Here is an 8601-nt window from a genome sequence, read left to right as displayed (position 1 = left end):
GGGCCGGGTCAACCTCCAGAAGAACCAGACGGTGTCCCTGGTCAAGGGCGGCCGTCCGCTGCTCTCCCAGGTCAAGATGGGCCTCGGCTGGGAGCCCGCGTACCGGGGCAAGGACATCGACCTGGACGCCTCCGTCATCGCGTACGGCCCGCAGCGCAACCACCTGGACAGCTGCTACTTCGGCAAGCTGTCCATCCTCAACGGCTCGGTGAAGCACTCCGGCGACAACCTCACCGGTGAGGGCGCGGGCGACGACGAGGTGATCGTCGTCGACCTCGGTCGGCTGCCCGCCGACGCGACCGGTCTGGTCTTCACGGTGAACTCGTTCTCCGGCCAGAAGTTCACCGAGGTCGCCAAGGCCTACTGCCGGCTGATCGACGCGGCGACGGGCGAGGAGCTGGTCCGTTTCGACCTGACCACCGCCGAGCCGCAGACCGGCGTGATGATGGCCAAGCTGATCAAGCAGTTCTCCGGCGAGTGGGAGATGACGGCGATGGGCGAGTTCGTGAAGTCGCGGACCGTCCGGGGCATGGTGAAGCCGGCCGCCCAGGCACTCTGACCGGCCGGCTCCCCCGGTTCAGAACAGGGCGCTGTAGGCATTGAGGGCGGGCTGGCCGCCGAGGTGGGCGTAGAGCACGGTCGAGTCCCGGCCGATCTCTCCCCGGTCCACCAGATCGACCAGTCCCGCCATCGACTTCCCCTCGTACACGGGGTCGGTGACCATGCCCTCGGTGCGGGCGGCGAGCCTCATCGCGTCGAGGGTCGCCTCGTCCGGGATGCCGTACACCCCGGCGTGGTAGCGCTCGTCCAGCTCGACGTCGGCAGCCGTCACCGGGCGCTCGACGCCGATGAGGGCGGCGGTGTCCCGGGCGATCCGGGTGATCTGCTCGTGCGTCGGCCCCGGCTTCGCGGAGGCGTCGACACCGATGATCCGGCGGGCCGGTCCGCCCTCCTCGGCAAGTGCGGCGAAGCCCGCGACCATCCCGGCCTGGGTGGAGCCGGTCACCGAGCAGACGACCACCGTGTCGAAGAAGACGCCGAGTTCGCTCTCCTGCTCCGCCACCTCGTACGCCCAGTTCGCGAAACCGAGCCCGCCGAGCCGGTGGTCCGAGGCGCCCGCCGGGATCGCGTACGGCTTGCCGCCGCTCTCCTCGACCTCCCGCAGGGCCAGCTCCCAGCTCTCCTTGAAGCCGATCCCGAAGCCCGCCTTCACCAGGCGCACGTCGGCGCCCGCGAGGCGGCTGATCAGGATGTTGCCGACCTTGTCGTAGACGGAGTCGGGCCAGTCGACCCAGCTCTCCTGGACGAGGACGCAGCGCAGCCCGGCGCGGGCGGCGACGGCGGCGACCTGACGGGTGTGGTTGGACTGGACGCCGCCGATGGAGACCAGGGTGTCGCAGCCCTGGGCGAGGGCGTCCGCGACCAGGTACTCCAGCTTGCGGGTCTTGTTCCCGCCGTACGCCACACCGGAGTTGCAGTCCTCGCGCTTGGCCCAGAGGGTGGCGCCGCCGAGGTGGTGGGTGAGCCGTTCGAGGGGGTGGACCGGCGAGGGCCCGAAGAGGAGCGGGTAGCGGTCGAAGTCGGTGATCGGCAAAGCGGCTCCCGGTGAGTGACGGCTGCTGGTCGACGTTCCTGGACGCGGACGGGCACGGCCGGACGCGAGGACGGGCTCACGCGCCGGACGTGGGCCGGCCGCGGGCAGGACGTGGGGACGGGCGCGGGCAGGACGGGGGGACGGGCGCAGGCAGGACGTGGGGACGGGCGCGCTACGGAGCCGCGGACCCGGGCGACGCGGGGAACGGGAGCGACGTGGGAGCGGTGGACGACGTGGGAGTGGTGGGAGCCGGAATGCCCGTCACCTCCGCCACCTCGATGGCGTCGTCCGCGAGCTGCTCCAGGGCCGCCCAGATCTCCGTGGTGACGCGTACCGCCTCCGCCGCGTCCCCCGCCGCGCACGCTTCGATGAGCCGCGCGTGCAGCTCGGCCGAGCCACAGCTCCCGGCGTCGCCGAAGAGGCGCCGCTCGACACGGCGGATCAGCGGGGTGTACCGCGCGATCGTGGCGGCGGCCGCGTGGTTGCCACTGGCGACGACGAGGACCTGGTGCAGCTCGTCGTCGGCGTGGAGGGCGGCCTCGACGTCCGAGGCGCGGACGGCCGCGGCGAAGCGCTCGTTGGCCTCGCGCATGGCCCGGATGCCCTCGGGCCCGAGCAGGGGTACGCCGGTCCTGGCGGCGAGCTCGTGCATCACCCGCACCACCGAGGCGGCGTCCCGGACGACCCGGCTCACCGGCCGGGTGACCCGGGTGTAGCTCTGCGGCTTCGACTCGACGAGCCCCTCGTCGCCGAGCCGGGCCAGGGCCTCGCGCACGGGTGCGCGCGAGAGCCCCAGCCGGTCGGCGAGGTCGGCGTCCTTGAGTGGAGCGCCGGGGGCGAGGTCGCCGCGCACGATGGCCTCGCGCAGCGCCTCGTAGGCCCGGTCACGCAGCAGGGTCCGGCCCACGGGCCGTAATGCGTCCATGGACTGACATGTTAGATGTCAGTCCATGGGGCTGACCAGAGGTCAGAAGTGAAGGCCCGGTGCGGGTCAGCGGCGCGGCTGGCGGCGCCACGGGCCGGTGATCGCCACCATGATGCCCGGGTCCTGGATGTTGGCGAACAGCGTGTCACCGTCGGGCGAGAAGGTCACGCCGGTGAACTCGCTGTCGTTGAGGTCGTTGCGGGCGATCGGGTAGGTGCGGCCCGAGTCGGTGGCGCCGAAGAGGTGCTGGACGCCCTCGCCGTCCTCGGCGATGACGAGCCCGCCGTACGGGGAGACGGTGATGTTGTCGGGGCCGTCGTAGGCGCCGTCCACGTCCGGGTTCGCGTTCACGCCGAGCAGCACCTTGAGGGTGAGGGTGCGCCGCTTGGGGTCGTAGAACCAGACCTGGCCGTCGTGCGCGGCGCCCGGGCTCTCCTCTCGCGCGTAGGAGGAGACGACGTACGCGCCGCCGTCGGCCCACCACATGCCCTCCAGCTTGCGGGCGCGGGTGATCTGGCCGGCCGTGAACTGCTTGCGGACGGAGACGGTGCGGCCGTCACGGTCCGGGACGTCGACCCAGTCCACGCCGTAGACGGTGCCGATCCGGCTCGCCCGGGAGAGGTCGTCCACGAAGCGGCCCGCGGAGTCGACGCACTTGGCGGCCTGGAGCACACCGGCGTCGTCGGCGAGGGTACGGAGCTTGCCGCGGCCGTGCTCGAAGCCCTTCGGCGGCACCCAGCGGAAGAGCAGTCCGTTGGGGTTGGAGGCGTCCTCGGTGAGGTAGGCGTGGCCGCGCTTGGGGTCGATGACGACGGCCTCGTGGTCGTACCGGCCGAAGGCCTTGATCGGCTTCGGGGCGCGGTTGGCGCGGCGGTCGCGGGGGTCGACCTCGAAGATGTACCCGTGGTCCTTGGTCATGCCGTTGACGCCGGCGCGGTCCGAGTTCTCCTCGCCCGTCAGCCAGGTGCCCCAGGCGGTGCTGCCGCCCGCGCAGTTGGTGGAGGTGCCGGCGATGCCGACCCACTCGGCGACGGTGCCGTCACGGTGCACCTCGACGACCGTGCAGCCGCCGGCCGCGGCCGGGTCGTAGACGAGCCCCTCGGTGAGCGGGACCGGGTGGTCCCACTTGTCGCGGGTGCCCTTGAGCTCGTGGTTGTTGACCACATACGTGGTGCCGCGCGGTCCGGCGAAGGCGGCGGTGCCGTCGTGGTTGGAGGGCGTGAACTCGCCGGACTCCAGCCGGGTCACACCGCTGTGGGTGATGACGCGGTACGAGAACCCGGCCGGCAGGGCGAGCATCCCCTCGGGGTCGGCGACGAGCTCTCCGTACCCGAGCCGGTGGCCGTGACCGTGTCCATGACCGTGGTCGTGGCCGTGGTCGGCTCCGTACGTCTCCGGGTCGTCGGAGGCGAGGGCCTCGGGCGCGGTGGCGAGAGCACCGACCACACCGGTGAGGGCGAGGCCCGCACCGGCGACGGCGGACTGCTTCGTGAACTCTCTGCGGTTGAGGGGCATGTGTGGTGTTCTCCCTGTGCTGGCCCGGATGTCGCGGGCCCACCCTCCCGCGCCGCCACGAACGCCGCCTGAACGCCACGGGAACACCGCCGGGCGCACAGCCCGGCGGCCCCGACCACGACCGCCCCGCCGACACGGCCCCGGCCACGCCCCCCGGCGCGCCCGGCCGCCGGTCCCCCGTTGCCGGCTCCCGGCCGCTCCGCGCCGCTGACCGCTACGCGCCGCTCCCCGACCGCTACGACCCCGACCGCGACCGGGCCTTGAAGGCCGCCTTGCGGGCCTCCTTCGCCGCGCTCTTGTCGCGGTGCAGACGGCCCATCGCCTCCAGGACCTCCGCGGTCGCCGGGTGCTCCACCCGCCAGGCCGCCTCGAAGAAGCCGCTGTGGCGCCCCGTGAGCCCCTCGATCAGCTCCTGGAGCTCCTCCAGGTCGCCGTCCGCGTCGAGCTGGGCCGCGATCGTGTCGATCGCCAGCCAGAAGATCATCGACTCCGGCGGCGCGGGCACGTCCGTCGCGCCCCGCTCGGCGAGCCAGACCCGCGCGAGGCCGCCGAGTTCCGCGTCGTCCAGGACCTCCCGTACCGCGGGCTCCGCCTCCGCGCCCACCAGGGACAGCGTCTGCTGGCAGTGGAGCCGGCGCAGCGGCGAGCCGGCATCCGAGCCGCGTGCGGCGTGCAGCAGCTCGCGGGCGGCGGCGAGCGCGTCGCGGCCGGTCAGCCAGGCGGCGGTCTCCTCGCGGGCGGCGGCCTCCGGATAGCCGGCGATCCCGTCGAGCAGCGCGTCGGCGCCCTTGTCGGCGAGGTCGCCGACGGCGGGGGCGTCCACACCGGCCTCCAGCATCCGGGCCCGGACGCCGTAGAGACCGAGCTCGGTGAGCCGGACCATGCCGTACCGGGTGACGTCCTCCTCGTCGAGGGGCGGCGCGGGCTCCTCGCCCTCCTCGGCCATCAGCGCCTCGTCGACGGGCTGGTACTCGACGAGCCCGATCGGTTCGAGCAGCCGGAACTGCTCGTCGAGCCGCATCATCGCGTCGGAGACCTGCTCCAGGACGTCGTCGGTCGGTTCGCCCATGTCGTCGGGGACGACCATCGACGCGGCGAGCGCGGGCAGCGGCACCGGGCCCTCGCCGGGCCCGCCCTCGCTGACGGTGAGCAGGTAGAGGTTGCCGAGGACGCCCTCCAGGAACTCGGCCTCGATCTCGGGGTCCCAGTCGAGCGACTCGATGTCGATCTCGCCGTCCTCACCGACGATCGCGTCCAGGTCGTCGAGGACCGGGGCGACGGCGTCGGCGAAGACCGCGTCGAAGCCGTCCAGCCAGAGGGCGAGGACGTCCTGGGGCGAACCGGTCGTGACGACCGCGAGGTTGTCGCCCGCCGAGGCCCGCCCGGGAGTGTCACCCGCCTCGTCCTCCGCGCCGTCCTCGACGTTCACCAGGCCGGTGTCGACGGCGAGGCGCCAGGCGTCGCCCGCCGAGATCTCGCCTTCCTCGTCGTCGGTGAGGCCCAGGACCTCGACGGCCTCGGGCAGTTGCTCGTCGACGAGCTCGCCGCCGGCGTCGACCCGGATGTCGGGTCCGGCCCAGCGGGCGAGCCGTACCGCGTTCGCGAGGAGGGGGGCCGCCAGCGCGTCCCGCGCCAGCTCCGCGTCCGCACGCAGCCGAACGGGGGGAAGGGTGGGGTGCTCCGCTGACATCTTGGGGGGTCTCCTCGACGCGTCCGTGGGTGAAGGGTGGCGGGTGAAAGGGGCTCGGAGACGGGCTCGGAGCGCGGCTCTCAGCGTAGACGCATCCGGGGGGACGTCCGTCGGTTCACGTATCCGTCAGCCTTCGTACACCCGTCGACTCTTGACAAGTTGGGCGCCATGCACAGAGATTGACGCGCGTAGATTCATCTGCCGTTCCTCCAAGCACCCTCGGAGTCCCCTGATGCCTTCCTCCATACCGAGATCTGCCGGCCGCACCGTCGCGCGCTCCGCCGCGGTCTCCGCCGTCGTCGCCGCCGCCCTCGCCGCGGGTCTGCTGGCCGGTTCGACGAACGCCGCCGCCGAGGGCGCGGCCGGTGTCCGCATCCACGACATCCAGGGCACCACGCGCGTCTCGCCGCTCGTCGGCAAGCAGGTCACCGGCGTGACGGGCGTCGTCACCGGCGTCCGCACCTACGGCTCGCGCGGCTTCTGGATCCAGGACCCCGAGGGCGACGCCGATCCGGCCACCAGCGAGGGCCTCTTCGTCTTCACCAGCTCCGTCCCGACGGTCGCCGTCGGCGACGCGGTCAGCCTGAGCGGCACCGTCACCGAGTACGTCCCCGGCGGGCTGAACTCCGGCAACCAGTCGCTGACCCAGATCTCCAAGCCGGTCGTCACCGTGGTCTCGCAGGGCAACGCCGTCCCGGCCCCGGTGACCATCTCCTCCTGGTCCGTCCCCGACGCGTACGCCCCCGAGGGCGACCCGGCCGCCGGCGGCTCGATCAACGGCCTGACCCTGGACCCGGAGACGTACGCCCTGGACTACTACGAGTCCCTTGAGGGCACCAACGTCCGGATCGGCTCCTCCCGCGTGGTCGGCGCCACCGACCCGTACTCCGAGCTGTGGGTCACGGTGAAGCCCTGGGAGAACCGCAACTGGCGCGGCGGCACGGTCTACGGCTCGTACGAGTCGCAGAACACCGGCCGGCTCCAGATCCAGTCGCTGACCCCGATCGCCCAGCAGCCGTTCCCCAAGGCGAACGTCGGCGACCGGCTGACCGGCACCACCGAGGGCCCGCTCGACTTCAACCAGTTCGGCGGCTACACGCTCACCGCCCGCACCCTCGGCACGGTCGTCGACCGCGGCCTGGAGCGCGAGTCCACGGACAAGCAGCACAAGAACGAGCTGGCCGTCGCCACGTACAACGTGGAGAACCTCGACCCGAGCGACCCGCAGGAGAAGTTCGACGCGCTCGCGAAGGCGGTCGTCACCAACCTCGCCTCGCCCGACATCCTCGCCCTGGAGGAGATCCAGGACAACAACGGCGCCAAGAACGACGGCACGGTCGCCGCCGACCAGACGGTGAAGAAGTTCACGGACGCGATCGTGGCGGCCGGCGGCCCGGCGTACGAGTGGCGCTCGGTCGACCCGGAGAACAACAAGGACGGCGGCGAGCCCGGCGGCAATATCCGTCAGGTCTTCCTCTTCAACCCCGAGCGGGTCTCCTTCACGGACCGCGCGGCCACCGACACGACCTCCGCCACCGGCGTGACGGGCAGCAAGGGCCACGCCGCCCTGACGGTCTCCCCCGGCCGGATCGACCCGGCGAACACCGCCTGGGAGAGCAGCCGCAAGCCGCTCGCGGGCGAGTTCGTCTTCCGCGGCCGTACGGTCTTCGTGATCGCCAACCACTTCGGTTCGAAGGGCGGCGACGAGTCCATCGTCTCGCACCACCAGCCGCCGGTCCGCTCCTCCGAGGCGAAGCGCCTCCTCCAGGCGCAGTCCGTCAACGGCTTCGTGAAGCAGCTCCTCGCGGTCGAGAAGCAGGCCGACGTCCTCGTCGTCGGTGACATCAACGACTTCGAGTTCTCCGGGACGACGAACGCGCTGACCGACGGCGGCGCGCTGTACCCGGCCGTGAAGTCGCTGCCGCGCGGCGAGCGCTACTCGTACGTCTTCCAGGGCAACAGCCAGGTGCTCGACCAGATCCTGACGAGCCCCGGTGTGCACCACTTCGAGTACGACAGCGTCCACATCAACGCGGAGTTCGCCGACCAGGACAGCGACCACGACCCCCAGGTCCTGCGCTTCCGCCCGTAGTCACCCGGCCCGGCGCGGCGACGAGCCGCTCCGGGCCGTCCGGCCGTCTCACACGCCCGCGCTCAGGCTGAGCGCGGGCGTGTACCGCTTCACCCGGCTGCCCACGAGCCCCGGGTAGTGGTGCACCCGCGCCCAGGCCTCGCTCGTCCGGGCGTCCTCGGCCAGCCACTCCACATGGGCCCGCTCGCTCTCCCACTCGGCGTAGTTCAGGACCCGGCCGCCGTCGGTGGACAGGTGGAAGTGGACGCTGGTCGCGCCGGACCCCGGCCGCAGCGCCGCGTCCTCGTCCAGGGCGGTGAACACGGTGTCCACCCAGGCCCGCCGGCGCCCCGCGTCGGGCCCGTCGAAGTCGGCCTCGACGATCGCGACGACCCCGGGCAGTTCCCCCGTGCTCGTCGTGTCGAGGACGGCGGAGCGGTGGACCGGCGCGTAACGGCGGAGCTCCACCCGCTCGACTCCGGGCACGGCGGCGTCGATCTCGGCGTTCCGGCCGTCGCGGTAGGTGCGGACGTAGTCCTCGTAGGCCTGCTCGGCGGTCCACTGCGAGTAGTGCAGCAGCGTGTCCCCGTCGGTCCCGGCGTAGACGCTGTACGAGAGCAGCCCGAGGTCGGGCCATTCCCTGTTCTCCCAGGCCTTGCGGATGGCGCCGACGGCCGCGCGCTGGCGCTCGGGGGTGCCGACCCGCCAGGTGCTGACGAGGACGGCGCCGACTCCGGGGCGGTGGAGGTCGGGGCGGGCGTCGGCGCCATCCGCAAGGCCTGGGAGAACAGGGAATGGCCCGACCT

General features: G+C 72.5%; 7 protein-coding genes. 2 read left to right on the top strand and 5 right to left on the bottom strand.

Translation table 11 applies throughout. The features are described from left to right. A partial coding sequence (locus AOK00_RS25015) for a TerD family protein (protein WP_173861628.1) occupies positions 1-559 on the top strand: 559 nt, incomplete at its 5' end. 18 nt (positions 560-577) lie between these two features. On the opposite strand, the gene AOK00_RS25010 is transcribed toward AOK00_RS25015, so the two are convergent. The 4 genes from AOK00_RS25010 to AOK00_RS24995 all read right to left on the bottom strand — a co-directional run bounded on the left by AOK00_RS25010 (position 578) and on the right by AOK00_RS24995 (position 5724). Next, entirely contained in the window at positions 578-1594 is a 1017-nt protein-coding gene (locus AOK00_RS25010) for a 1-aminocyclopropane-1-carboxylate deaminase (protein WP_055602526.1), read from the bottom strand. Between the two features lie 172 nt (positions 1595-1766). Then, a complete protein-coding gene (locus AOK00_RS25005; protein ID WP_055602525.1) occupies positions 1767-2519 on the bottom strand; it encodes a GntR family transcriptional regulator in 753 nt (250 codons plus the stop codon). Positions 2520-2585: 66 nt separating this feature from the next. Next, on the bottom strand, positions 2586-4034 hold the full coding sequence (locus tag AOK00_RS25000; protein WP_055602524.1) for an alkaline phosphatase PhoX: 1449 nt from the start codon (positions 4032-4034) through the stop codon (positions 2586-2588). 235 nt (positions 4035-4269) lie between these two features. After that, entirely contained in the window at positions 4270-5724 is a 1455-nt protein-coding gene (locus AOK00_RS24995) for a hypothetical protein (RefSeq protein WP_055602523.1), read from the bottom strand. A 232-nt stretch (positions 5725-5956) separates the two neighbouring features. Between AOK00_RS24995 and AOK00_RS24990 the strand changes: the two genes are divergently transcribed. Continuing rightward, positions 5957-7816: an endonuclease/exonuclease/phosphatase family protein gene (locus AOK00_RS24990; RefSeq protein ID WP_055602522.1), complete on the top strand. Its 1860-nt coding sequence runs from the start codon at positions 5957-5959 to the stop codon at positions 7814-7816. Between the two features lie 48 nt (positions 7817-7864). On the opposite strand, the gene AOK00_RS24985 is transcribed toward AOK00_RS24990, so the two are convergent. Further along, positions 7865-8601 (bottom strand): antibiotic biosynthesis monooxygenase (locus tag AOK00_RS24985; RefSeq protein WP_254047485.1); only part of this gene is annotated, 737 nt, incomplete at its 5' end.

Origin of the sequence: Streptomyces aureus (assembly GCF_001418135.1) — a bacterium.
In the GTDB taxonomy this organism is placed as follows: Bacteria; Actinomycetota; Actinomycetes; order Streptomycetales; family Streptomycetaceae; genus Streptomyces; species Streptomyces aureus_A.
The sequence above is the reverse complement of the archived record's forward strand: the minus strand, read 5'-3'. Positions and strand labels throughout refer to the sequence as shown.